Origin of the sequence: Enterobacter sp. FB (assembly GCF_000805795.1) — a bacterium.
Classification (GTDB): domain Bacteria; phylum Pseudomonadota; class Gammaproteobacteria; order Enterobacterales; family Enterobacteriaceae; genus Enterobacter; species Enterobacter roggenkampii.
On the sequence record NZ_JSZC01000013.1, the window covers coordinates 1,026,310 to 1,049,896 of the forward strand.

Consider the following 23,587-nt stretch of genomic DNA (forward strand, 5'->3'; position numbering starts at 1 on the left):
ATAATTGGTTTTGGAATGTCGTTTCCAAGGTGACGTGAATGATGATAGTAAGGGAATATAATAATTTTAAACCTGCGCGATTGGCTTTATTAATTGCATTTGCCCTCGCGGGTTCAATGCAGAATGCCATGGCGCGTGATTACTTCAACCCGGACCTGGTTGAACTCGATAATCCGCAAAATGGAGGTAAAGCCGATCTCGCTGCGTTTGAAGCGGGCTCGCAGGCGCCGGGAACCTATCACGTCGATGTGATGCTGGATAACGAACTTGTTGATACGCGTGATATCGAATTCAAAACCTCTGGTGCTCCCAATGATGAGGGGAAATTAGAACCTTGTCTGACCGTGGAGCAGCTTAAAGAGTGGGGCGTAAAAACCGATCTATTCCCGGCGCTGGCGGTGGACAACGAGCGTTGTGCGAACCTGCACGCGATACCATCCGGATCCACTGAATTCCAGTTTGGCGCACAGCGTCTGCTCATCAGCATCCCGCAGGCGGCCATTTCTCGTCAGGCGCGTGGATACGTTCCACCAGAACAGTGGGATGACGGTATCACGGCTGCGCTGCTCAACTACAGCCTGAGTGGCGCCAACAACCGCTCGCGCAACGGGAGCAGTGATACCAGCAACACGCAGTACGCTAATTTGCGTCCGGGAATCAATATCGGGCCATGGCGTCTGCGCAATTACACGACCTGGTCACGGGATGAAGATGGCAAGGACAAATGGGATAGCGTTTATACCTACGCCCAGCGCGCGATCGTTCCGCTAAAAGCGCAGATGACCCTTGGCGATAGCACTGCGCCCGCTGATGTCTTCGACAGCATGCCGTTCCGCGGTGCGCAGCTGGCCTCCGATGATGATATGCAACCCGACTCCCTCAAAGGGTACGCACCCGTCGTCCGCGGTATCGCGCGTACCAATGCGCAGGTCATTGTCCGTCAGAATGGGTATGAGATTTACCAGACCTACGTTGCGCCTGGTGCCTTCGAGATTACGGATATGTATCCGACAGGGGGAGCAGGCGATCTGCAGGTCACGATAAAAGAGGCTGACGGTAGCATTCAACAATTCACCGTTCCCTTTGCGTCATTGCCTGTACTGCAGCGAGAAGGGCGATTTAAGTACGCCGTCACGGGTGGGCAATATCGTTCCTACAACAGTAGTGTAGATAAGACGCCGTTTGCGCAAATTACGGGCATCTATGGCTTACCGTATGGCTTAACGGCATACGGCGGTGGTCAAACGTCCAGCCGCTACCAGTCGGTCGCTGCCGGTATGGGTAAGAACATGGGAGATCTCGGCGCAGTTTCTGTCGACGTCATTCAGGCATGGTCCACCCCACAAAATCTGCCGAGCGATAGCGGCCAGTCCTGGCGAGCACGCTACAGTAAGAACTTTGTCAACACCGGCACTAACTTTGCTATTGCAGGCTACCGCTATTCGACTAAAGGCTTTTACGGTATGCAGGAAGTGCTTGATTCCTATGGCGATAACGGTGTGATGCAAAACAGACGTCGTAACCGTATGGAGCTGACGATGAACCAGTCTCTGGGCGGTTCATTAGGCTCGATCATGGTGAGCGCTGTCCGGGAAGATTACTGGAACTCCGGGCGAGCGATGGAGTCCTGGAGTCTGGGATATAACAATTTCTGGAACGGCATCAGCTACGGTTTGACGTATACCTCAACGCGTAACGGGACGCCTGGTACCTACGGTAACCCGACGAGCTATGACAAAGACCGGATGGTGGCGTTTAACATCAGCGTGCCGCTGGATAAATTCCTGCCGCAGACGTGGGCAAACTACAGCGTCAATAACAGTAAAAATAGCGGAACGACCCATACGGTTGGCATCAACGGCACCGCGCTGGAAAACAATGCCCTGAACTGGAACGTTCAGCAGGGATATGGCAGCAATAATGTCGGATACAGCGGCAACGTGAACGGTGATTACAAGGGGACCTATGCTGAGGTGACGGCCGGATACAGCTACGACCAGAACAATGAGCGTCTGAACTACGGTATCCAGGGCGGGGTCATCGCGCATGCTGACGGCGTGACGTTATCGCAACCGCTGGGCGAAACGAACGTTCTGGTAAAAGTGCCGGGAGCGAAAGGTCTGACGGTGCGAAACCAAACGGGCGCGAAAACGGACTATCGGGGATATACCACGGTAAATAACGTCAACGTCTACCGTAAAAACGATATCGTAATCGACCCAGAAAGTATGTCCGATGATGTAGAACTGGATCTCACGACCCGAACCGTTGTGCCAACGCGTGGGGCTGTTGTTCGCGCTGAATACACTGCCAACGTCGGTCAACGTGCATTATTTACGTTATTGCGTGGTAACGGACAGCCCATTCCCTTTGGGGCGATTGTCAGCGTAGGTGGTATTAAAAACAGCGGCTTTATTGTCGGCGATAATGGACAGGTTTATCTCACAGGCCTAGGCGAGAATGTCGACCTTATCGCGCAATGGGGTGAGGGTAGTGATAAGCAGTGTAAAGCCTCATACGTGTTAAAACCTACCGATGTTAAAAATAACATTGCGGTTGTCAGTACTGTCTGTCGATAGGAAAGAAAATGAATGCATTTAAATATTTTTTGCTGTTGCTTTTGACGTTAATATCCGTAGAAAGCTTTGCAGGCTGTACGAACAATATCGCTACGCAAAACTTTAATTTAAATTTTAATACAATTACTGCGCAGCGGGACGTGGCGCCAGGAACGGTTGTCGCTGCACAGTCGGGTATTTACAATGTGAATTTCTCATGTACTGATTCCTCGAATACCTATCAGGAAGCGATGAACGGTACCTCTCTGGGAAATAACCTTTATGATATAGGCGTAAGTGGGTACGGCATACGTGTGTCAGAAAATGATTCAGGCGGCGGGTTCCACCACTACTTTCCTATGGCATTTGCTCTTGGTACTTATAGCGCGTCATATATGTATAAAGTTGAGTTGGTCAGGACATCTGATCCTGCTGCATCCGGATCGCTACGCAGCGGTCAAATTGCTAACGTATCTATTTCAAACCAATTTTTCATTGCGACATGGAACATCACTGGCGGAAGCATTACGACACTTGCCTGTAGTCTTTCTTCTGGATCGCTGAGTTTTCCGATAGGTAATATCCCTGCGACAAGCTTTGGCTCAACAGTGGGTACAACGCCAGTTAATACTCAGGTTTCGCAGACTCTCGGCTTAACCTGCAATCCTGGCGCAAATATCAACATTTCTTTGAGTGGACAGCAAAACCCTGATGTGGCCAATACCAGCGTTTTAGCGTTATCGGGTCAGGGTGGCCCGGGGGTAGCGCAGGGAGTAGGTGTACAAATATTATATGGTGGTACACCTCTTAATCTTAATAATACCGTTTTCCTGCAGCAATCTGGCGGTGGGTTGGCGTCATTCCCAATCGTGGCCCGTTATTATCAGACTAAATCTGTTGTTTTACCTGGGACAGCGAACACAACAGCAACGTTGAACATTACCTATCAATAAGGGGGAAGATATGAATATTAAATGTTTAGTCCTGAGCTTGTCCGCAATGATACCGTTTTTGTCTTATTCAGCAGATACGGTAAATATTAACGTGACAGGTAATATCGTGGCATCACCCTGTATTGTCAACGGAGGAGCAAGCAGCCTTAATGTTGATTTAGGTAATATTCAGGCAACAGCACTGGCAGCTCCTGACTCATCATCTACTGCGGTACCGTTTACACTGACAGTCACAAATTGCCCAACAGGCACCAGTACTGTCCGAGCTGATATAGGGGGTTCTGCATCACATGATGCGCCTAATCTTTATGAGAATTCAGGTACGGCAGGGAATGTTTATGTTCTTTTGTATAATGGCGTGACGGGTGATTCTTTAGGTCCTGGTTCTACAGTATTTTTACCAGTGCAGAGCGACCGTACAGCATCGATGGCACTTAAAGCTGGCGCATATTCTCTTTATGGCAATACGACACCTGGTACGATTAATTCGGTTATAATTGTTACAATGAGTTATCAGTGAAAGTAAAATTATATGAATACTAAACTCTTTTTATCTGCCTTCCTCTTGAGTTCAGCCCCGTTAATTACCTGCGCTGATACCAATATCAACGTTACAGGCCAGGTTATTGCCAGCCCGTGTGTCGTTGACACGGGCACCGTTTCGAAAGTGGTCAATCTGGGGGAAGATACAAAGCAGAATCTCATTAATGCCGGTGATGGGGGCGTCTGGTCTGATTTTGATCTGCTGGTGCAAAGTTGCCCAGCTGGCACCAGCAGCGTAACGGCCAAATTTACCGGTAATGCCGATACGCAAGATCCCACGGCATGGAAAAACAGCGGAACCAGTAACAATGTGGCATTACGTATTGCCAGCAGGGATCATGCGACAACATATAGCGTGAACAGCACAATGCAGGTGAATGTCGACAGCAGCACGCGCAGTTCGACATTCCCGCTGTCAGCGAGAATGTTTACGCCGCAGGGAAATTCCACTGCCGGAACGTTCCAGTCAGTAATGAACGTTGATTTTACCTATCAATAACGGCTGAAATATCTTTTTCAAAATAATATGTTTGAGACCTCCATGTTGATTAATTCCTTGCTTGGGCATGCTATATGTGGTGTTCGGTTCCAGCCTATCTATTCTTCACAGGAAAACAAGATAAAGGCATGGGAGATGCTAAGTACCTTACGTCAGGGAATTGACTGCGAAACGTTTTTTGAAAAGATGTCTTTAAATGCAAGCTCTCGTTTGCTGCGCTGGCAGTTGCGTATAATTTCTCTGTGTGAAGAGGCCGGTGACTATTTTATTAACGTCCCCGCAAGGTTATTATGCCAATCCGAATTGGTCAGTGAAATATTGCCCAGCCTGCGTTCTGGTATCGTTATTGAGGTGCAAGATCCATGTAATTTCATTTTGCTAACAAATGAAGAGCGAGACAGTTTTAATACATTGCATCAGAAGATAAAAAAAACAGGTGCAAAGATATGGTTAGATGATGTTAAAAGCGAGCATTTAGCGCTGCTGGGTGAACGTATTAGCGTATTTGATGGCGTTAAAGTAGATAAAAAAAGCTTATGGGAAAATAGATGTACCCCCTGGGTCTTACAATCAATGATAGCTTACTGCTCAGTAATGGTAGAGCAAGTACTTATTGAAGGCATCGAAGATAACGAGCTCTTTGCTTTGGCTCAGGGTTCAGGGTGCAATTTAATGCAGGGATTTCTTTGGCCTGAAAAAAGGTTGAATATTGATTATGTCTCGGTCTAATAAATGATAAATGTTTTAATTAAAGAAGATGACTTTTTATATCACCATAGCCTCAGGTCATTTGTTGAAGATTTTTTTAACAATGAATATGCAAAAAACGTCAATTTTCTCAAAGGCTATGAGGTGGAGAATATTGCTCGGGCGGAAATAATCGTTTATGCGTTCAGCAAAGGTGAGCATTATACCTGTTTCCCAGAATTAAAGTGTGCGCCTAAATGCGCCATCATTGGTATTATAGAAGCGGAAGAACCGTCATCATCGTTTTTACCGTTCTGCATTCAGCAGACTTTCTTTGTGTCACGCTCAGCGCCACTCTATCTGTTGAAAAGGGTATTCCGTCAGGCATGGGGTGCATACAGTGCTTCCGCTCTCCCTTTCTTTTCAAAAGCCTGCGAAAGCTGTAAGCATAAAACGTTATCACAGCGCGAATTAAATATAATGGCCGGGATTTACAAGGGGGAATCCGTCAAAAACATAGCCAGGGAGATGATGCTCACGCCAAAGACGGTCTATGCCCATAAGTATGCTGTTATGCATAAGTACAACCTGAGCAATGAGCACGAGTTGCTTGAACTCCTGAACAGCTTACTGGAAAAACGCTGTAACCCGAATTTGTTTCGCGAAGCATTAGATCAATTTCGTTAGGGAATTACCCGGCCAAAAAGATGATCATCCCAGTGCCGGGTAAAACTTTTGCTAATTCCTGTTTTCCTCAGACGTTCGCCGCACTCATCAGCCGCGACTTCATGGACTGATACGCCGACGCGGCATAGTCCTCCGCCCAGCGCTGGTCCTCAATCGCCTCCAGCTGCACCGCGCAGTACTTCGTTTCCGGGGTTTTGGAGATGGGATCGAGGTTGTCCTGGGTCAGCTCGTTGCAGGCGCCAATCCACCACTGATAGGTCATATAGACGGCCCCGGCGTTGATACGCTCGCTGATGCTGGCGCGGGTAATCACTTTCCCGCGACGTGAACGTACCCAGACCAGCTGCCTGTCAGTAATGCCCAGCTTTTCTGCATCGGCAGGGTTCATTTGCACCCGACCCGGCTCGTCGGCCAGGCTTTGCAGCGCGGCGCAGTTCCCGGTCATGGAGCGGCAGGAGTAGTGTCCCACCTCGCGTACCGTACACAGCACCAGCGGGAAATCCGCATCCGGGGTTTCCGCCGGCGCGCGCCACGGTGCGGCAAAGAGTTGCCCTTTACCGCTCGGCGTGTCGAACTGATTGTCTTTGTACAGGTACGGCGTTCCGGGGTGATCCAGCGTCGGGCAGGGCCACTGCACGTGGCCCATCTCGCCCATTTTTTCATACGTCACGCCGTAGAAGAGCGGGCACAGCGCGCGCATCTCGTCCCAGATCTGCTGGTTGGAGTCATAATGCATCGGGTAGCCCATCTCGGTGGCGAGCAGGCTGATGATCTCCCAGTCGCGCTTCACGTTGCCGCTGGCGTCGATGGCTTTGCCAAAACGCTGGAAGCCGCGATCGGCACAGGTAAAGACGCCGCCGTGTTCACCCCAGGACGTGGCCGGGAGCAGAACGTCCGCCACCTCTGCCGTTTTGGTCATAAAGATGTCCTGAACCACGACAAAATCGAGCGCCTCAAAACCGCTGCGCACCAGGCCAAGATCGGCTTCGGTCTGAAGCGGATCTTCTCCCATGATGTAATAGGCCTTAACCTTGCCTTCCAGCGCAAGGTGCGGCACTTCGGTAATGCGCGTCCCGACGCGATCGTCCATCTCATTGACGTCAATTCCCCAGGCGTCGGCGAACTTCTGCCTGACCGCCGGATCGGTCACATCCTGATAGCCGGGGAACATATTCGGCAGAACGCCCATATCGCAGGCACCCTGGACGTTGTTCTGACCGCGCACCGGCCCGACGCCGACGGCAGGGCGACCGAGATTCCCGGTCAGCAGCGCCAGGCTGGACAGCCCTTTGACCACATCCACAGCCTGTCCAAACTGGGTCACGCCCATCCCCCACATCACGGTGGCGGAAGGGGCCGCTGCGAAGGTGCGCATTGCCTGGCGGACGTCACGGGCGGGGATGCCGGTAAGATGTTCGACCTTTTCCGGCGCATAGTCTTTTACCGTTTGCCGGTAGGCCTCAAGCCCTTCCGTAAAACGCGCCACGTAGCTTTTATCGTACAGCTCCTCTTCCAGCAGCACATAGCCAAAGGCGTTCACCAGCGCCATGTTGCTGCCGTTTTTCAGCTGAAGATGTTGGTCGGCAATACGCGCCGTTTCAATACGGCGCGGATCGCAGACAATAATTTTTGCGCCGTTTTCACGCGCTTTCAGCACGCGGCGGGCAACGATAGGGTGGGAGTCCGCGCAGTTATAGCCAAACACCAGCAGGCATTTTGAGTTTTCAATATCGTTAATGGCGTTGCTCATCGCGCCGTTGCCGAGCGTTTCCTGTAAACCCGCCACGGACGGGCCATGACAGACGCGCGCGCAGCAGTCCACGTTGTTGGTGTTCAGCACCGCGCGGGCAAACTTTTGCATCACGTAGTTGGTTTCATTGCCGGTGCCGCGAGAGGAGCCGGTGGTCATGATCGACCGCGGCCCGTGCTGCGCTTTAATGCTGCTGAGCCTGTGGGCGGTGTAGCGGATCGCCTCTTCCCAGGTAACGGGGGTGAAGGCTTCGCCTTTGCGGTAGCGGATCATGGGCTGGGTAAGGCGGGGGGTGAGAAGACGGGTGTCGTTGAGGAAGTCCCAGCCGTAAAACCCTTTCAGACATAAGGTGCCCTGGTTTGTGACCCCCTCTGCCGCTTCGGCACGGATGATACGGTTATTTTCAACGACAAGGTTCAATTTACAGCCTGCACCGCAGTACGGGCAGACGCTGGCGATCTTTTTCATCAATAACAGACCTGTTAAGAAATGAAGCAAAGTTGACTGGAAAAACCAGTCCCGTATGCGGAGATAAGCAGAAAGCGTGCCAGGTTGGCTTTGCGTGTATTACAGGGTGTTATGGGGGAGGGCGCGTGTCATCGTCAGGCCGATCGTCAGTTTTGACGATGACACGTTAGGGGGCGCGGCGAGCAGGAACTCAGAGATCGTCCATGGTGTAACCCACCACGATTTCCAGCGTCTTACGAATCACATCCGCCTGAACCACGTCGTTGGTGGATTCCAGCGTCTGAATGAGCCAGAGGATGATCGCTTTATTGGAAAGATGGCCTTCAGAGGCCAGAACACAGCGTACTGCAGTAGAAAAAATAGCGGACTCTTCAGCAAAACGATCGCCTGCATGGCGGAAATACTCCGCCAGCGCACTGTCTAAAAAAGCAGAGTGATATTCGGGTTGAAGCTGAATATTTTGTCTCATTTGTTCTCACCGTAGCTGTTAAATTGCAGTCAATGTATTTTTTTGGGATCGGACGGTTTTCCACTTCCAAATAACGGCACTACATTGTCTCGGTTATCGTTGAGAGATCCCTCTCTTTTTGTTCGTCCTTGCGCGGTTCTGCGACGTGTAAAGGCGATGCTGTTTGAGCCGATCTCGGCAATCACCATCGCAAGTGTCTCCCGCCGCTGGGGATCCTTTTCATGTTCTTTCATGACCCGCAGACGCTGTAGCAAGCCTTCTGTTGTCACCGGCCCCCGCTCTTTCAGAAGAGAGAGAACGGCTTCACCGATAAGCTGGTCTATCAATCGGTCTGCGTTACTGCGATTCATATCCTTACCGTTCGAAGAGCAGACCAAGCAGCATGTGGTAATGCTCTTCCTCTTCCGGCCCATCGGCCTTTTCGAGGCGACTCAGCAATTTTGTACAAAGCGATTTGCGATTAAGGTTTCGCCCGTCGCTGAGAATTTCAACAACCACCTGGCCCAGCGTTTCCTGCTGGGTAGGAAGCGCGGCTTTTTCGAAGTACTGTGCGATTGCTGCTGCGGAATCTGCGACGTAACCTTTCTGCTGCATGTTTCGCTCCTGTAAAATTTTGTAATCAGTAACGTTACATTTAAGGTATACATAATTTCCAAATCTGTACATCTAAAATGTACAATTTTTTAGATTTTTTACGATACATCTTATAAATCATTTATTTTTCATTGCGTTGGGTTGGCGTTGTGATGGGGGGCGAGTGCAGGATATATTGTACAAAAAGCGCAGGTGCTGGTAAGTTGTACAGCCGAGTCAAAAGGTCTCATTAACTGCCGTAAATGGTTGAGATGTAAATTATTTGTCAGGCAATTAATGTGCTATAAATGAACATTACCCACGTCTTTCGTGGCCAAAACCCTAACCCCCAGGAATAGCATGCTCACAACCATCATTTACCGCAGTCATATCTGCGAGGACGTTCCAGTGAAAGCGCTGGAAGCAATGGTCGCTGCTGCAAATCGTAAAAATCGGCAATCCAATGTCACGGGGATCTTGCTGTTTAACGGCACACATTTTTTTCAACTGCTGGAGGGGCCGGTTGAGCAGGTTTCGGCTATCTATGAGCAGATCTGCAACGACCCGCGCCACCATAACGTGGTCGAGTTAATGCGCGATCACGGGCCTGTCCGGCGTTTTGGCAACGTGGGTATGGAGCTTTTTGATTTGCGCCACTTCGACAGGGACGAGGTACTGCAGCAGGTGCTCAATAAGGGGACGACACGCTACCAGCTGACATATAACGACCGCCCTCTGCAGTTTTTCCGCACCTTTGTCGAGGCCACGGAAAAAGCGAACTATTTTGAACTGCCGCCTGCGGACTCATGGGAATTCGTTCGCGAAGAAACGCGCTTGTCCGCGCAACCTGAGGTGGTCGCGAAGGGGGCGGATTGCAGCTTCGCGTTCCAGCCGATAGTCGATCCATTTATGCAGCAGGTTGTCTCCTGGGAGGCGCTTCTCCGCACCCCGTCCGGCGACTCGCCGGGAGCTTATTTCGCCAGCCTTCCGCATGAGGAAGTGTACGCGTCTGATTTGCAAAGCAAGCAGGTGGCGCTCTCCATGGCCAGCGCGCTGGGGTTACAGGACCAGACGTTATCCCTTAACCTGCTTCCTATGACGCTGGTTAACATTCCCAATGCCGTGGATTTTCTGCTTACCGCGATCGAAGCAAACGGTTTTGTACCTGAACAAATCGTGGTGGAGTTCACCGAGAGCGAAGCCATTTCCCGCTTTGATGAGTTCACGGATTCGGTCAGGCAGTTAAAAAGCGCGGGTATCAGCGTGACGATCGATCACTTTGGTGCCGGTTTTGCCGGGCTGCAGCTACTGGCCCACTTCCAGCCTGACAGAATTAAGATTAATCGTGATTTGGTCGCGAACGTGCATAAAAGTGGCCCCCGACAGGCCATTATTCAGGCCATCATCAAATGCTGTTCCTCGCTTGAAATCCAGTTCTGCGCGGTTGGAGTAGAGAAGGCGGAAGAGTGGATGTGGCTGGAATCTGCGGGGATTTCCCAGTTCCAGGGGCATCTTTTTGCCAGCCCCCGGCACGGCGGGATTCCAGCCATTGCGTGGCCGGAGAAAAAGTTCGAATTGTGATAAAGCTGTACACAATCGGACAGACGTAACTGTACGAACGGTAAATTTTATACAACAATGTATTAACAGGTGAATGGCGTCGTAAGCCATTCACCCGTTCAAAATGCGGTCTTAGTTATACAAATGGTGTGTACAATCTGATAAGGTTGGTGCAGTTAGGTATGGAAGTTCTGAGCGTGAGGGAGTTAATGGCCTATTACAGTATCGGCGAAGTGGCCGAACGATGCGGTATCAACCCCGTTACGCTGCGTGCCTGGCAGCGCCGTTATGGATTGTTGAAGCCGCAGCGCAGCGAAGGGGGTCATCGTCAGTTTGACGATGAAGATATCCTGCGTATCGAAGAGATCAAACGCCTGATGAAGAGCGGCGTTTCGGTCGGGAAAGTAAAAGCCTTGCTGGAAAACAAGGAAGTTTTGACTCAGGGTAACTGGGTCTCGTTCCAGGAAGAGATGATGACCGTTCTGCGCTATGCCAGCCCGGCAAAGCTGCGCGCCAAAGTCGGTGAGTTCCGCCGCGATCACCCGATAGATGCCCTGATTGACAATATTATTTCTCCCGTCCGTCAGCGGATGAACCAGGACCAAAATACCGTGCGTCACATGGCGAGCCTGTTTGACGGGGTCCTGATCGAATTCGCGATCGCAAGCCTGGCGGAGTCTCGCAAAAAAGCCGGTAAAGATGCGCTCCTGATTGGCTGGGAGTGTGATGACCGCACCCATCTGTGGCTTGAAGCCGCGCGCTTATCGCAGAAGGGTTGGCACATTGATGTCCTGGCAGAACCGATTGATTCGCCGCGTCCCGAGCTTTTCCCGGGGCAGAAAATCTTCGTCTGGACGGGGAAATCGCCAACGCCTCGACAGCAGGAACAGCTCGACCACTGGCGTGAACAGGGGTTTGCTGTCTCATTTCATCATTAAGTGTAAGAGGCCTTGAGGGCCTTTTTTTATTTTTGTCACTTTCCATGCAAAAGCTATCTCAAAAATAGGCATTTCCAATGCATATTTTACGTTTCTCCTCTCCTGCCCAAATGCCACAACGAAATGCATTATTAATCAATGTATTGAACAATTAAATCCATCCTGCCTGCATCCTGCCACAGGGTCTATGCTTAATAAAAGTAGGCAAAAAGGGCGGTTTAGCCGAATGCCCCTGCTGACAGAGGGTTGAAGTGATAATCGTTATCACTAACATGGTGTTATGCCCTGATGGCTTATCAGATGAGGTGGACCTATGGAACTGCATTCAGAAACCTTTAATCCTGCCGATTTCGCCTGGCGCGGGTTAACGCTCACGCCAGCGGCGGCGGCACATATTCACGAGCTGGTGGCGAAAAAGCCCGAGATCCTCGGCGTGCGTTTAGGTGTCAAACAGACCGGCTGCGCAGGTTTCGGTTACGTGCTTGATACCGTCACCGAACCCAAGAAAGATGACCTGGTGTTCGAGACCGACGGCGCAAAACTGTACGTCGCGCTGCAGGCCATGCCCTTTATCGACGGCACCGAAGTGGACTACGTCCGCGAAGGCTTAAACCAGTTATTCAAATTTCATAACCCGAAAGCCCAGAACGAATGCGGCTGCGGCGAAAGCTTTGGGGTATAGGCGGAACTATGTCGCGTAATACTGAAGCAACGAGTGAAGTAAATACCTGGAGCGGCGGGCACCTCAACTATAAAGAGGGGTTCTTCACCCAGCTGCAGACCGATGAGCTGGCAAAAGGCATCAACGAGGATGTCGTGCGGGCGATCTCGGCGAAACGTAACGAGCCCGAGTGGATGCTGGAGTTTCGCCTGAGCGCCTACCGCGCCTGGCTGGAGATGGAAGAGCCGCACTGGCTGAAAGCCCGCTACGATAAGCTTAATTATCAGGACTACAGCTACTACTCCGCGCCCTCCTGCGGCAGCTGCGATGACACCTGCGCCTCGCAGCCCGGCGCGGTGCAGCAAACCGGCGCGGAGAACAGTTTCCTCAGCAAAGAGGTGGAAGAAGCCTTTAACCAACTGGGCGTACCGGTGCGCGAAGGGAAAGAGGTGGCGGTGGACGCTATCTTTGACTCGGTCTCGGTGGCCACCACCTACCGCGAGAAGCTGGCAGAGCAGGGGATCATTTTCTGCTCCTTCGGCGAAGCGATTCACGATCATCCTGAACTGGTGAAAAAGTACATCGGAACCGTGGTGCCCTCTAACGACAACTTCTTTGCGGCGCTTAACGCAGCGGTAGCCTCGGACGGCACCTTTATTTACGTGCCGAAAGGCGTGCGCTGTCCGATGGAGCTTTCCACCTATTTCCGCATTAATGCCGAAAAAACCGGCCAGTTTGAACGTACCATTCTGGTCGCGGATGAAGGCAGCTACGTCAGCTACATCGAAGGGTGTTCCGCACCTGTGCGCGACAGCTATCAGCTGCACGCGGCGGTGGTGGAGGTCATCATCCATAAAGACGCCGAGGTGAAATACTCGACGGTGCAAAACTGGTTCCCGGGCGACGGCAATACCGGCGGCATCCTGAACTTCGTCACCAAGCGTGCGCTGTGCGAAGGGGAAAACAGCAAAATGTCGTGGACCCAGTCTGAAACCGGCTCGGCCATCACCTGGAAATACCCGAGCTGCATCCTGCGCGGGGATAACTCCATCGGCGAGTTCTACTCGGTGGCGCTTACCAGCGGCCATCAGCAGGCGGATACCGGCACCAAGATGATCCACATTGGTAAAAACACCAGATCGACCATTATCTCGAAAGGTATCTCCGCCGGACACAGCCAGAACAGCTATCGCGGGCTGGTGAAAATCATGCCGACGGCGACCAATGCGCGAAACTTCACCCAGTGTGACTCGATGCTGATTGGCGCTGACTGCGGGGCGCATACCTTCCCATACGTCGAATGCCGTAATAACACGGCCCAGCTGGAGCACGAGGCGACCACGTCACGGATTGGTGAAGATCAGCTCTTCTACTGCCTGCAGCGCGGGATCAGCGAAGAGGATGCCATCTCGATGATTGTCAACGGCTTCTGTAAGGACGTGTTCTCTGAACTGCCGCTGGAATTTGCCGTTGAAGCCCAGAAACTCCTCGCCATTAGTCTTGAACACAGCGTCGGTTAAGGAAAGCACATGTTAAGCATTAAAGATTTACAGGTCAGCGTAGAAGATAAAGCCATCCTGCGTGGCCTCAATTTTGACGTCAAGCCGGGCGAAGTCCACGCCATCATGGGGCCGAACGGTTCCGGGAAAAGTACGCTTTCTGCGACGCTGGCGGGACGCGAAGATTATGAGGTGACCCACGGCTCGGTCGAATTTAACGGCAAAGATCTGCTGGAGATGTCGCCGGAAGACCGCGCGGGCGAGGGCATCTTTATGGCCTTCCAGTATCCGGTAGAAATCCCCGGCGTCAGCAACCAGTTCTTCCTGCAAACCGCGCTCAACGCGGTGCGGAAATACCGGGGGCTGGAGGCGCTCGACCGCTTCGACTTCCAGGATTTAATGGAAGAGAAAATCAAGCTGCTGAAAATGCCGGAAGATTTGCTCACCCGCTCGGTGAACGTCGGTTTTTCCGGCGGCGAGAAAAAGCGTAACGACATTCTGCAGATGGCGGTGCTGGAGCCCGAGCTGTGCATTCTGGATGAGACCGACTCCGGTCTGGATATTGACGCCCTGAAGATTGTCGCCGACGGGGTGAACGCCCTGCGCGACGGCAAGCGCTCGTTTATTATCGTCACCCACTACCAGCGCATTCTGGACTACATCAAGCCGGATTACGTCCATGTGCTTTACCAGGGACGCATTGTGAAATCCGGTGATTTCACGCTGGTTAAACAACTGGAGGAGCAGGGTTATGGCTGGCTTACCGAACAGCAGTAATGCGCTCCAGCAGTGGCACCGGCTGTTTGAGGCGCAGGGTAATACGCGCTCCGAGCAGGCGCAGCAGCATCTGCAGCAGATGCTGCGCCTCGGCCTGCCGACGCGTAAGCATGAGAACTGGAAATACACCCCGCTTGATGGCCTGCTGAACGGCGAATTTGTTTCGCGGCTGGCGGATATCAGCCCGGCCCAGTGTGATGTGCTGGCGCTGAACGTTGATGCCCTGCGTCTGGTGTTTGTTGACGGGCAGTTCCGTCCTGAGCTGAGCGACAGTACTGAAGAGAGCGGTTATACGATTACCCTCGATGATGAACGCCAGAGCCTGGCGGCTCCCGTGCAGCCGGAGGTGTTTCTGCATCTTACCGAGAGCCTGGCGCAGAGCGTGACGCATATCCACGTTAAGCGTAACCAGCGCCCGGCAAAACCGCTGTTACTGCTGCATATCACCCAGGGGCTCGACGGTGACGAAATCAATACCGCTCACTATCGCCATCATCTTGAACTGGCGGAGGGGGCCGAGGCCACGGTAATCGAACATTACGTCAGCCTTAACGAGGTCAGGCACTTTACCGGATCGCGTCTGACGATGAATGTCGCCGCTAATGCACGACTTCACCACATCAAGCTGGCGTTTGAGAATGGGCAGAGTCACCACTTTGCCCATAACGATATTGTGCTGGCTCAGGATGCCGCAGCTTTCAGCCACAGCTTCCTGCTCGGCGGGGCGGTGCTGCGCCACAACACCAGCACCCAGCTCAACGGTGAAAACACCACGCTGCGCATCAACAGCCTGGCGATGCCGGTTAAATCAGAAGTGTGCGATACGCGCACCTGGCTTGAGCACAACAAGGGCTACTGCAACAGCCGCCAGCTGCACAAAACCATCGTCAGTGACAAAGGGCGCGCGGTGTTTAACGGCCTGATTAACGTGGCGCAGCACGCCATTAAAACCGACGGGCAGATGACCAATAATAACCTGCTCCTGGGCCGCCTGGCGGAGGTGGACACCAAACCGCAGCTGGAGATCTATGCCGACGACGTGAAATGCAGCCATGGCGCCACGGTCGGAAGGATCGACGACGAGCAGATGTTCTACCTGCGCTCTCGCGGCATCGACCAGCAGGCGGCGCAGAAAATGATTATCTACGCGTTTGCCGCCGAACTGACGGAAGCGCTGCACGATGGTCAGTTAAAACTGCAGGTGCTGGATCGGATCGGTCAGCGCCTGCCTGGAGGCGAAGCATGAGTTTTCCCGTCGAAAAAGTACGGGCAGATTTCCCGGTTCTGACCCGTGAAGTAAACGGTCTGCCGCTGGCCTACCTGGACAGCGCGGCCAGCGCGCAGAAGCCGAATCAGGTGGTGGATGCCGAAGCCGAGTTCTATCGCCACGGCTATGCCGCCGTGCATCGTGGTATCCATACCCTGAGCGCCGAGGCGACCCAGCGGATGGAAAACGTGCGCACGCAGCTTGCTGCCTTCCTTAACGCCCGCTCGCCGGAAGAACTGGTCTTTGTTCGCGGGACCACCGAAGGGATCAACCTTGTCGCTAACAGCTGGGGCAACGCGCAGGTCCACGCGGGGGATAACATCATCATCACCCAGATGGAGCACCACGCCAATATCGTGCCGTGGCAGATGCTCTGCGAGCGCGTAGGGGCGCAGCTGCGGGTGATCCCGCTAAACGCTGACGGGACGCTTCAGCTTGAGCAGCTTGACCTCTTGCTGGACGACCGCACGCGGCTGGTGGCGGTTACCCAGGTCTCCAACGTGCTGGGGACAGAAAACCCGGTGGCAGAGATCGTCGAGAAGGCCCATCAGGCGGGCGCAAAGGTCCTGATTGACGGCGCGCAGGCGGTGATGCACCACGCGGTTGACGTCCAGGCGCTGGAGTGTGATTTCTACGTCTTTTCAGGCCACAAGCTCTACGGGCCGACCGGGATTGGCGTGCTGTATGTGAAAGAAGAGATCCTGCAGGCGATGCCGCCGTGGGAAGGGGGCGGGTCGATGATCGCCACCGTTAGCCTGACGGAAGGCACAACCTACGCGCGCGCCCCGTGGCGTTTTGAGGCGGGCACGCCCAACACCGGGGGCATTATCGGGCTGGGGGCGGCGGTCTCTTACGTCTCTGCCATCGGTCTTGATGCCATTCAGGAGTATGAACAGCTGCTGATGCACTACGCGCTTGCAGAGCTTGCCAGCGTGCCGGATTTGACCCTCTACGGGCCTGCCGATCGGCAAGGGGTAATCGCGTTTAATCTTGGGAAACACCACGCCTATGACGTGGGCAGCTTCCTCGATAACTACGGCGTGGCGGTCCGCACCGGGCACCACTGCGCCATGCCGCTGATGGCGTTTTACCAGGTACCGGCAATGTGCCGCGCATCGCTGGTGATGTACAACACGACGGAAGAGGTCGACAGGCTGGTGGCGGGGCTGAAGCGCATTCATCAGCTGCTGGGCTAACGGAGAGGCGAAAGATGGCAGAGCTGCCGGACAAAGATAAATTACTGCGCAACTTCTCGCGTTGCGCAAACTGGGAAGAGAAGTATCTCTATATCATCGAGCTGGGACAGCGTTTGCCGCCGCTCGGTGAAGAGGCGCACAGCCCGGAGAACAGTATTCAGGGCTGCCAGAGCCAGGTGTGGATTGTGATGGCGCAGTCGGATGACGGCACGATCGAATTGCGCGGCGACAGCGATGCCGCCATTGTAAAAGGGCTTATTGCGGTCGTCTTTAGCCTTTACCAGCAGATGTCTGCGCAGGATATCGTCGCGTTCGATGTTCGTCCGTGGTTTGAAAAAATGGCCTTAACCCAACACCTCACCCCGTCCCGCTCTCAGGGACTGGAAGCGATGATTCGCGCCATCCGCGCCAAAGCTGCAATCCTTAGCTAGACTTATAGAACTGCATTCATTCTGTTTCGCGAGGTGGTTCCCGCCTCGCTGGTTTTTCAGCTTTCTGGCGTTCTGTCAGTGAATAAGGAATCTCAGCATGAAGCGCGCGTCTCTCATTACTCTATTACTCCTCAGTTCGCTCGGAGCCCTTCATTCGGCCCGCGCGATGGACTATCCGTTGCCGCCCGCAGGCAGTCGTCTGATTGGGCAAAATCAAACCTACACGATACAGGAAGGGGATAATAAGCTGCAGACCATCGCCCGCCGGTTTAATACGGCGGCGCAGGTGCTCCTGGAAACCAACAATACCATTGCGCCGGTAAACCCTGCGCCGGGCACCGTGATTACCATTCCGTCGCAAATGCTGTTGCCGGATACGCCCCGCGAGGGGATTGTGGTGAATCTTGCTGAGCTTCGGCTCTACTACTTCCCGCCGGGGCAAAATATTGTTCAGGTTTATCCTCTGGGTATTGGGCAACTGGGGCTGGAAACGCCGGTGACGACCACGCGGGTGAGCCAGAAGATCCCGAATCCTACCTGGACGCCCACGCCGGGTATCAGAGCACGCTCTCTGGAGCAGGGCATTAAACTGCCTCCGGTGGTCCCTGCCGGGCCAAATAACCCGCTAGGACGCTTCGCGCTGCGTTTAGGCGTGGGGAATGGGGAATATCTTATCCACGGTACCAGCGCGCCGGACAGCGTTGGCCTGCGTGTCAGCTCTGGCTGTATGCGGATGAACGCCCCGGACATTAAGGCGCTGTTCGAACAGGTGCGAGTGGGCACGCGGGTGCAGATTATTAATGAACCCGTGAAGTTTTCCGTGGAGCCGGATGGTAAACGCTATATTGAGGTCCACCGTCCGCTGGCGCAGGTAGAAGGGGAAAATCCGCAGGTCTCGCCCATTACCCATTCTGCCGACTTTGCGGCCTTTGTTTCTCAGGCAGGAAGCGATAAGGCGCTGATTGATAAAGCGCTGTCACGTCGTGCCGGGATCCCGGTTATCGTGTCGTCCGGTAGCGGCCCGTCAGCCAGCAATAGCGTGTTGTCGGTGCAGAACAGCCGGGTGTCTGCTGCGGTGGCGGAAAATGAAGGGGAGAGGGTGACGCAGTAGGCGTTTGACGCAGGCAAAAAAAATGGCGCACAATGTGCGCCATTTTATTAACAGGTACTATTACTTACGGTATTTAGTAGCCTGGTTGTCCAGACGCTGGTTAGCGCGAGCTGCGTCGTCTTTAGCAGCCTGAACGTCGGAACGCATTGCGTTCACGTCGTTGCTCAGCTGGTCAACTTTAGCGTTCAGAGTCTGAACGTCAGAAGACAGCTGATCGATTTTAGCGTTGCTGGAGCAACCAGCCAGCAGAGTAGAACCCAGGATTACCGCGCCCAGTACCAGTTTAGTACGATTCATTATTAATACCCTCTAGATTGAGTTAATCTCCATGTAGCGTTACAAGTATTACACAAAGTTTTTTGGGTTGAGAATATTTTTTTGATGGGAATACACCTATTTTTGATCGTTCGCTCAAAGAAGCACCGAATCAGCCCTTTTCGGGCAAAAATCTAAGGAAAAAAAGGCATTTATCATCGGATTCATCTTAGATAATTCGCAATTAAATAGAAAAACCCGATTTGCATTTTGAATGCGTTTGGCTAATGCCGGGAATAAAAAAAGCGCCCAATGGGCGCTTTTTATCCAAATTAATTCGTTCGGGAATTATTACAGCACGTGAACAGATGCGGTATTGGTGGTGCCGCTTGGTACCAGGGCGCCAGAAACCATGACCACAACGTCGCCTTTCTGTGCCAGACCGCTTTCCAGAGCCAGTGCTTTACCCTGAATGTAGAAATCGTCAGTAGAGGCGATCTCTTTAACCAGGTGCGCAACGACGCCTTTGCTCAGCACCAGCTGACGAGCGGTGGTTTCGTTGGTGGTCAGGGCCAGGATGGTCGCATCCGGGAAGTATTTACGCACGGCGCGCGCAGATTTACCGCCCTGAGTAGCAACCACAATCAGTGGTGCTTCCAGTTTCTCAGCAGTTTCTACTGCACCGCGGCATACTGCTTCGGTGATACGCAGCTTGCGGCTGTCGTTATTGAAGTCCAGACGGCTGGTCATCACGCGGTCAGTACGTTCACAGATGGTCGCCATGATGCCGACCGCTTCCAGCGGGTATTTACCTTTCGCGGATTCGCCGGACAGCATAACCGCATCAGTACCGTCGAGGATGGCGTTTGCCACGTCGCCAGCTTCAGCGCGGGTTGGGCGTGGGTTTTTGATCATGGAGTCCAGCATCTGCGTGGCGGTGATAACCACTTTACGCGCGCGCACACACTTCTCGATCATCATCTTCTGCGCGAAGATCACTTCTTCAACCGGGATTTCAACGCCCAGGTCACCACGTGCAACCATGATGCCGTCAGACGCTTCGAGGATTTCGTCGAAGTTGTTCAGGCCTTCCTGGTTTTCGATTTTGGAGATGATCTGGATCTTCTCGCCGCCGTGTGCTTTCAGGTGCTCACGGATTTCAACCACGTCGGAACGCTTACGGATGAAGGAGGCCGCGACGAAGTCAACGCCTTGCTCGCAGCCGAAGATCAGGTCCTGTTTGTCTTTTTCAGCCAGGGCTGGCAGCGCGATGGAGACGCCCGGCAGGTTAACTCCTTTGTTTTCGCCCAGGTCGCCGTTGTTCAGCACTTTACAGATAACTTTGTTGCCTTCGATAGCGGTGACTTCCATACCGATCAGGCCATCGTCGACCAGCACGGTGTTACCAACGGACAGATCGCTGGTGAAGCCTTCGTAGGTCACTGCAACGATTTCGCTGTTGCCGATAACGGATTTGTCGGTGGTGAAGGTGAAGGTCTGGCCCGCTTTCAGAGAGACGTCGTTACCGCCTTCCAGCTTGATGGTACGGATTTCTGGACCTTTGGTATCCAGCAGGATGGCCGCTTTTTTACCGGTCTTGCTCATCACGTTGCGCAAGTTCTGGATGCGCTGGCCGTGCTCAGCGTAGTCGCCGTGGGAGAAGTTCAGACGCATCACGTTCATGCCGGCGTCCAACATTTTGCTCAGCATCTCTTCAGATTCGGTTTTCGGGCCGATAGTACAAACAATTTTCGTCTTTTTCATGACAGTCTTAGTCTTTAAGTTGGGAAGGATATGGAAATCTCGCTCCGGGGGCGCACCGCCGCGGAGTCAAACCTGTGTTGCAAAAGAGTATATGACACGCACTAAGGATAGGAGACATCAAATGAGCGTGCAGAAGAAAGTGTGCCTGAGTGACAGCCCAACGAAGGAGAGGAGAAGTTGTACGTAGTTTTTTGTATTCCAAGCGCTGAAACCATTCACCAGGGATTAGGCGCGCATTATACGCTGATTTTAAGATAAAAGGAAAATGGAAACGGTGTTTCAGAAATAATCTGTGCTGTTTCACATAATATTGTTATCAAGGCGTTAAGCCATGATGACAACTTATCGCGGCAGGTGAGGGACCTGCCGCACTTTGCTTATTTTTGCAGCGCCTGGCTGAGGTCGGCAATCAGGTCTTTTGGATCTTCAATCCCCACCGACAGGCGGATCAGCTGCGGCACAATGCCGTTCGCCAGACGTTGCTCAAGCGGAATTGAGGCGTGGGTCATGCTGTAAGGCTGGCTCACCAGACTTTCCACGCCGCCCAGGCTTTCCGCAAGGGTGAACAACTTCAGGTTGCGAATCACCTCGGTGGCGCGTTGCGCATCGCCTTTTACCACGACGGAAATCATGCCACCGGGCAGCGCCATCTGCGTGCGGGCAAGCTGGTACTGCGGATGCGATTCCAGCCCTGGATAGTACACGTTTTCGACCAGCGGATGCTGCTCCAGCCATTGCGCAATCGCCAGCGCGTTGGTGCTGTGCTTTTCGACCCTCAGCGCGAGCGTGCGAATACCGCGCAGCGTCAGGAAGCTGCTGAACGGATCCAGAACGCCGCCCACCGCGTTCTGCAGATAGCCGAGCTTGTCCGCCAGCGCCTTGTTATCGCCCACCACCGCCAGCCCGGCCACCACGTCAGAGTGGCCGTTAAGGTATTTAGTGGCCGAGTGCACCACGATATCGAACCCGGACTCCAGCGGACGGTGGATCACCGGCGACGCGAAGGTGTTATCCGCCACGCTGATGACGTTATGACGACGGGCGATCGCCGCGATGGCCGCCAGATCGGCCAGCTTCAGCAGCGGGTTGGTTGGCGTTTCGACCCAGACCATACGCGTTTCCGGGCGAATGGCGGCCTCGAGCCCGGCCAGGTCGTCCGGTTTGATCCAGCTGACCTGTAGCCCGGTGCTGCGCTTGCGCACGTTTTCAATCAGGCGGTACGTCCCGCCGTAAACGTCATCAATGGCGACAATATGGCTGTCTTTATCCAGCAGTTCGAGCACCGTGGAGATGGCCGCCAGACCGGAGGCAAAAGCGTAGCCCCGCGTGCCGCCTTCCAGTTCGGCAATCGCCGTTTCCAGCGCATGGCGGGTAGGGTTGCCGCTGCGGGAGTACTCATAGCCGGTATGCTCCCCGGGCGCGGGTTGCGCAAACGTCGAGGTGGCATAAATTGGCGGCATAACGGCGCCGTGCTGGTCGTTAAATTCGCCGCTGTGGACGCTGAGGGTGGCCAAATTTTTCATCATTGATTCCTTTATTGCTGTAGACGGTTGCGCCAGGCGGTCAGAACGTCGCTGCGCGTAATCAGACCGAGAAAACGGTCGTTGTCATTAATGACGGCCACAAGGCCGCGGTCGAAGATGGCGTGCAGGGCGCTTTCCGGCGCGTGCTTGTCAAGGAACTCGACCTGACGCGTCATGGCTGCCGTCACCGGCAGCGCGAAGCGATCGCCGTCGCCGCCGATATGCCGCAGGAGATCCCACTCGTCGATAATGCCCACCACCTTGCCGTTCTCCAGCACCGGCAGCTGGGAGATGTCATACAGACGCATGCGCGCCAGGACGGTGGAAAGCGTGTCGTCCGGGGCCGCGGTGACGGTGGCACCTTCGTCGTGGCGCAGGGCGATGTAGTCGGAGAGATCGCCGGCCTGAGGACGCGTGATGAGCCCCTGCTGTCGCATCCAGTCGTCGTTGAACATCTTCGAGAGATATTTATTGCCGCTGTCGCAGGCGAAGGTCACCACCCGCTTCGGCGTGGTTTGCGCCTGGCAATACTTCAGCGCGGCCGCCAGCAGCGTACCGCTGGAGGAGCCCGCCAGAATGCCCTCCGTTTTCAGCAGCTCGCGCGCGGTGGTGAAGGCTTCGCGGTCGGTGATGCGCCAGGCGCGATTCACCCCTTCAATGTGGGCCAGCGGAGGAATAAAGTCTTCGCCAATTCCCTCAACCAGCCAGGAGCCCGCGTCGTGGTAGCGTCCGGTTTCCACCTGGTCGGCGAGAACGGATCCGGCCGGGTCAGCCAGGACAAATTCCGTGTGCGGAGAGTGCTCGGCGAACCACGCCTGCAGGCCGCCCAGCGTGCCGCCTGAGCCGACGCCCACCACGATGGCGTCGATTTTGCCGTCAAGCTGTTCATACAGCTCAGGCGCCGTGGTGGTGCGGTGCGCCAACGGGTTGGCTTCGTTGTTGAACTGGTCGATGTAAAACGCGCCGGGCAGTTCGTTCGCCAGACGCTGGGCGTAATCCTGGTAATAGGCAGGATGGCCCTTGTTGACGTCGGAGCGGGTCAGCACCACTTGGGCACCCAGCGCGCGCAGGTGGAAAATCTTCTCGCGGCTCATTTTGTCCGGCACCACCAGGATCAGCGAGTAGCCTTTCTGGGCGGCGATCAGGGCCAGGCCGAGACCGGTATTGCCCGCCGTGGCCTCGATAATCGTGCCGCCTGGCTGCAGCTGGCCGGTACGTTCCGCTTCGTTAATCATCGACAGCGCAACGCGATCCTTAATCGACCCGCCCGGATTTTGGTTTTCCAGCTTCAGGAACAGCGAGCAGGGCCCGGTATCAAGCTTATGCAGCTGGATCAGCGGGGTACGACCAATCAGTTCGGTGACGGAGTGATAAATCGTCATGATGTTTTCCTTTCTGGATGTCATGACGGGATGATA

At 53.9% G+C, this 23,587-nt stretch carries 23 protein-coding genes; 15 read left to right on the forward strand and 8 right to left on the reverse strand.

From position 1 onward, the window contains the following. The first annotated feature begins 38 nt into the window (after positions 1-38). From PI91_RS11785 to PI91_RS11810, 6 genes are read left to right on the forward strand one after another with little or no spacing between them, the layout of a single operon-like run. Positions 39-2,579: a fimbria/pilus outer membrane usher protein gene (locus tag PI91_RS11785; protein WP_039266176.1), complete on the forward strand. Its 2,541-nt coding sequence runs from the start codon at positions 39-41 to the stop codon at positions 2,577-2,579. Between the two features lie 8 nt (positions 2,580-2,587). Then, positions 2,588-3,511: a spore coat protein U domain-containing protein gene (locus PI91_RS24705; protein WP_032674606.1), complete on the forward strand. Its 924-nt coding sequence runs from the start codon at positions 2,588-2,590 to the stop codon at positions 3,509-3,511. A 10-nt stretch (positions 3,512-3,521) separates the two neighbouring features. Then, entirely contained in the window at positions 3,522-4,031 is a 510-nt protein-coding gene (locus PI91_RS26015) for a fimbrial protein (RefSeq protein WP_039266177.1), read from the forward strand. Positions 4,032-4,043: 12 nt separating this feature from the next. Next, entirely contained in the window at positions 4,044-4,553 is a 510-nt protein-coding gene (locus PI91_RS11800) for a fimbrial protein (RefSeq protein WP_032674608.1), read from the forward strand. Between the two features lie 42 nt (positions 4,554-4,595). Then, the gene (locus tag PI91_RS24155; RefSeq protein ID WP_071993444.1) at positions 4,596-5,282 is read left to right on the forward strand and encodes an EAL domain-containing protein; all 687 of its coding nucleotides are present in this window, start codon (positions 4,596-4,598) and stop codon (positions 5,280-5,282) included. 3 nt (positions 5,283-5,285) lie between these two features. Continuing rightward, the gene (locus PI91_RS11810) at positions 5,286-5,927 is read left to right on the forward strand and encodes a LuxR C-terminal-related transcriptional regulator (RefSeq protein ID WP_032651576.1); all 642 of its coding nucleotides are present in this window, start codon (positions 5,286-5,288) and stop codon (positions 5,925-5,927) included. 67 nt (positions 5,928-5,994) lie between these two features. Here PI91_RS11810 and fdhF read toward each other — a convergent pair whose 3' ends face one another. The 4 genes from fdhF to ycgZ form a co-directional block, all read right to left on the reverse strand. Then, positions 5,995-8,145, reverse strand: coding sequence for a formate dehydrogenase subunit alpha (gene fdhF / locus PI91_RS11815; RefSeq protein ID WP_039266178.1), 2,151 nt, complete (start codon positions 8,143-8,145; stop codon positions 5,995-5,997). Between the two features lie 190 nt (positions 8,146-8,335). Then, on the reverse strand, positions 8,336-8,614 hold the full coding sequence (locus PI91_RS11820; protein WP_008500635.1) for a biofilm/acid-resistance regulator YmgB/AriR: 279 nt from the start codon (positions 8,612-8,614) through the stop codon (positions 8,336-8,338). A 29-nt stretch (positions 8,615-8,643) separates the two neighbouring features. Then, positions 8,644-8,964, reverse strand: coding sequence for a hypothetical protein (locus PI91_RS11825; RefSeq protein WP_021241105.1), 321 nt, complete (start codon positions 8,962-8,964; stop codon positions 8,644-8,646). A gap of 4 nt (positions 8,965-8,968) precedes the next feature. Further along, positions 8,969-9,208, reverse strand: coding sequence for a regulatory protein YcgZ (ycgZ, locus tag PI91_RS11830; RefSeq protein WP_008500634.1), 240 nt, complete (start codon positions 9,206-9,208; stop codon positions 8,969-8,971). Between the two features lie 339 nt (positions 9,209-9,547). On the opposite strand from ycgZ, the gene PI91_RS11835 reads away from it, so the two are divergent. The 9 genes from PI91_RS11835 (at position 9,548) to PI91_RS11875 (ending at position 18,627) form a co-directional block, all read left to right on the forward strand. Beyond that, a complete protein-coding gene (locus PI91_RS11835) occupies positions 9,548-10,768 on the forward strand; it encodes a diguanylate phosphodiesterase (RefSeq protein ID WP_039266179.1) in 1,221 nt (406 codons plus the stop codon). 188 nt (positions 10,769-10,956) lie between these two features. Then, on the forward strand, positions 10,957-11,685 hold the full coding sequence (locus PI91_RS11840) for a MerR family transcriptional regulator (protein WP_039266180.1): 729 nt from the start codon (positions 10,957-10,959) through the stop codon (positions 11,683-11,685). Between the two features lie 313 nt (positions 11,686-11,998). Then, complete coding sequence (gene sufA, locus PI91_RS11845) at positions 11,999-12,367, forward strand: Fe-S cluster assembly scaffold SufA (RefSeq protein ID WP_039266181.1); 369 nt, start codon at positions 11,999-12,001, stop codon at positions 12,365-12,367. A gap of 8 nt (positions 12,368-12,375) precedes the next feature. Beyond that, complete coding sequence (gene sufB, locus PI91_RS11850; RefSeq protein WP_039266182.1) at positions 12,376-13,866, forward strand: Fe-S cluster assembly protein SufB; 1,491 nt, start codon at positions 12,376-12,378, stop codon at positions 13,864-13,866. Positions 13,867-13,875: 9 nt separating this feature from the next. Continuing rightward, a complete protein-coding gene (gene sufC / locus PI91_RS11855; protein WP_008500629.1) occupies positions 13,876-14,622 on the forward strand; it encodes a Fe-S cluster assembly ATPase SufC in 747 nt (248 codons plus the stop codon). After that, positions 14,597-15,868 (forward strand): Fe-S cluster assembly protein SufD, encoded by a 1,272-nt coding sequence (gene sufD, locus PI91_RS11860; RefSeq protein ID WP_039266183.1) that lies wholly within the window; start codon positions 14,597-14,599, stop codon positions 15,866-15,868. The genes sufC and sufD overlap by 26 nt, the downstream gene beginning before the upstream one ends. Next, positions 15,865-17,085 carry a cysteine desulfurase SufS gene (gene sufS / locus PI91_RS11865; protein ID WP_039023840.1) on the forward strand — a complete coding sequence of 407 codons (1,221 nt, stop codon included), beginning with the start codon at positions 15,865-15,867 and terminating at the stop codon, positions 17,083-17,085. The genes sufD and sufS overlap by 4 nt, the downstream gene beginning before the upstream one ends. Positions 17,086-17,099: 14 nt before the next feature. Continuing rightward, positions 17,100-17,516, forward strand: coding sequence for a cysteine desulfuration protein SufE (gene sufE / locus PI91_RS11870; RefSeq protein WP_008500626.1), 417 nt, complete (start codon positions 17,100-17,102; stop codon positions 17,514-17,516). A gap of 97 nt (positions 17,517-17,613) precedes the next feature. After that, positions 17,614-18,627, forward strand: coding sequence for a L,D-transpeptidase family protein (locus PI91_RS11875; RefSeq protein WP_039266184.1), 1,014 nt, complete (start codon positions 17,614-17,616; stop codon positions 18,625-18,627). A gap of 60 nt (positions 18,628-18,687) precedes the next feature. Here PI91_RS11875 and lpp read toward each other — a convergent pair whose 3' ends face one another. The 4 genes from lpp to PI91_RS11895 all read right to left on the reverse strand — a co-directional run bounded on the left by lpp (position 18,688) and on the right by PI91_RS11895 (position 23,551). Beyond that, positions 18,688-18,924, reverse strand: a complete 237-nt coding sequence (gene lpp / locus PI91_RS11880) for a murein lipoprotein Lpp (protein WP_001082307.1) — start codon at positions 18,922-18,924, stop codon at positions 18,688-18,690. 309 nt (positions 18,925-19,233) lie between these two features. Beyond that, entirely contained in the window at positions 19,234-20,646 is a 1,413-nt protein-coding gene (gene pykF / locus PI91_RS11885) for a pyruvate kinase PykF (protein WP_008500621.1), read from the reverse strand. A gap of 377 nt (positions 20,647-21,023) precedes the next feature. Next, positions 21,024-22,169, reverse strand: coding sequence for a PLP-dependent aspartate aminotransferase family protein (locus tag PI91_RS11890; RefSeq protein ID WP_023327190.1), 1,146 nt, complete (start codon positions 22,167-22,169; stop codon positions 21,024-21,026). Positions 22,170-22,180: 11 nt separating this feature from the next. Beyond that, the gene (locus PI91_RS11895; RefSeq protein WP_039266185.1) at positions 22,181-23,551 is read right to left on the reverse strand and encodes a cystathionine beta-synthase; all 1,371 of its coding nucleotides are present in this window, start codon (positions 23,549-23,551) and stop codon (positions 22,181-22,183) included. Between the last annotated feature and the right edge of the window lie 36 nt (positions 23,552-23,587).